This window comes from Mesorhizobium sp. M7D.F.Ca.US.004.03.1.1, assembly GCF_003998635.1.
In the GTDB taxonomy this organism is placed as follows: Bacteria; Pseudomonadota; Alphaproteobacteria; order Rhizobiales; family Rhizobiaceae; genus Mesorhizobium; species Mesorhizobium loti.
The window spans coordinates 1-1,677 of record NZ_RZQG01001138.1 but is presented as its reverse complement, the minus strand read 5'-3'; the positions used below and the strand labels follow the sequence as shown (position 1 = coordinate 1,677).

At 62.0% G+C, this 1,677-nt stretch carries 2 protein-coding genes and 1 pseudogene; 1 reads left to right on the top strand and 2 read right to left on the bottom strand.

The features are described from left to right. The coding region (locus tag EN935_RS34815; protein ID WP_164771637.1) for a caspase family protein at positions 1-828 on the bottom strand (828 nt) is incomplete at its 3' end. A 248-nt stretch (positions 829-1,076) separates the two neighbouring features. Here EN935_RS34815 and EN935_RS34810 point away from each other — a divergent pair. Continuing rightward, positions 1,077-1,481: a Fur family transcriptional regulator gene (locus tag EN935_RS34810; RefSeq protein WP_127264562.1), complete on the top strand. Its 405-nt coding sequence runs from the start codon at positions 1,077-1,079 to the stop codon at positions 1,479-1,481. An 89-nt stretch (positions 1,482-1,570) separates the two neighbouring features. Here the strand turns inward: EN935_RS34810 and EN935_RS34805 are convergent. Further along, a pseudogene (locus EN935_RS34805) lies at positions 1,571-1,677 on the bottom strand (IS5/IS1182 family transposase); the annotation flags it as partial.

Sequence of the window (1,677 nt, the reverse complement as noted above, 5' to 3'; positions counted from 1 at the left end):
CGTCTCCACCGTCTGCGCGGCATAGAAGGCGACCAGCTTGCCCTTGGTGATCGGTTCGCCGCCGGTCGGGGTCAGGGTGAAGGCGGGCTTGCGCGTGCCGTTGTCGTCGACGCCGCGCGAGCCGGCTGCCGAGGTCACCTCGTCATAGGCCTTGATTGCAGTGGCCCGCTCCGCCTCGTTGCCGCCGACCAGGTCGGCGAACTCGACCTTGCGCTCCATCTCGTCATCGACTTCGACGGCGCGGGTCGCAGTGCCGGAATGGCAGCAGTCGAACACGGCCCAGACGAAGGCGCCCTTGTTGCGGATGGCGTCGAGCGCGTCGCCGATTTCGTTGTCGACCAGCGCGTTCGGCACGCCGGCATCACGGTTGATCCACTTTTCGATGTCGACGGGCAGGAAGATCTCGTCGAGCCCGTCTGTCTCATCGCCCTTGACCCTCTGCGGTTGCTGGGCGCCATGACCGGACAGATGCAGGTAGACGAAATCGTCGCGCTGCACCTTGGCTGCGAGGTCGGCGAGTGCCGCCTTGATTGCCGCATGGGTCGGCAAGCCTTTGGCGCCGGGCACATCTTTGGCGAGCAGCGTAACGTTTTCCGGCGCGAACCGCACCGGGTCGGGCACGTTCTTCAGGAGATACTCGTGCACCAGGCCGGCATCGTTCTTCGGCCCGATAAGCCAGTTCCTCTGCGGCAGGGCAGGATATTCGGTACAGGCCACCAGCAGGGCATGGTAAGTGCGCGATGCGGCCATGGCCCGGAACGACACCATGCCGGCCATCGTCACCGCGGACGTGCCGACCAGCAGCGTCCGCCGCGTCAATTTGATCATGATTGCTTCCCCAAGCCCGATCGAATTTCCAAGCGCGGCAACTCTTGCCGAAGATTTTGTCAGTATTTTGAATGTTGCATCGGAGAGCAACCTGCCTGTTATCCCAATCCGGTAGATGATAGCGGTCTCTTCCGGGCAGATGTTGGAAACAGTAGCAAAAATGCCTGTTCGTCGCTATCTGGGTGGGACAGGGATCGTTTGCGCGCGGAAATGATGCGCGAGCGACGCAAGACGAGTGGATCAGGACCATGGCGGCAAGGGATGTGCTGACGAAGAACCAGGTGTGCGTGCTCGAAAAGCTTGAGGCCGCTAGCGGCCCGCTCAGCGCCTACACCTTGCTTGACCAACTGCGCGAGCGGGGCTTTCGTGCACCGCTGCAGGTCTATCGGGCGCTCGACACGCTGGTGAAGTCCGGCTTTGTGCATCGGTTGGAAAGCATCAACTCCTTCGTCGCTTGTGCCGAGCCGCACGACCACAGCCACTCGATGACCGCTTTCGCCATCTGCGACACATGCGGGCAAGTGACCGAAATGTCCGACCACGATGTCGGCCACCGGCTGGACGAATGGGTGCGCTCCACCGGCTTCGCCGCCAAGAAGGCGGTGATCGAGTTTCGCGGGACGTGTGCCAAGTGCCTGGCGGAGGCTGCCTAACGCCCCTCTTGAAGGGTCCTTAGACCCGCACCAGAGAAAATCAATATCAATATGGAGCGGACGGATAGCCTAGGCTCAGGACTCATTGATCAGAGCCAGAAGATTACGGCTGCAGCGATACAGATCGCGGACATGAAGGTGTGGGCGCAGCGGTCATAGCGGGTGTGGATGCGCCGCCAGTCCTTGAGCCTGCCGA

What these genes read in the sequence shown, in the direction of transcription:
- EN935_RS34810 (WP_127264562.1), top strand. Translation starts at nt 1,077, where the DNA reads ATGGCGGCAAGGGATGTGCTGACGAAGAACCAGGTGTGCGTGCTCGAA.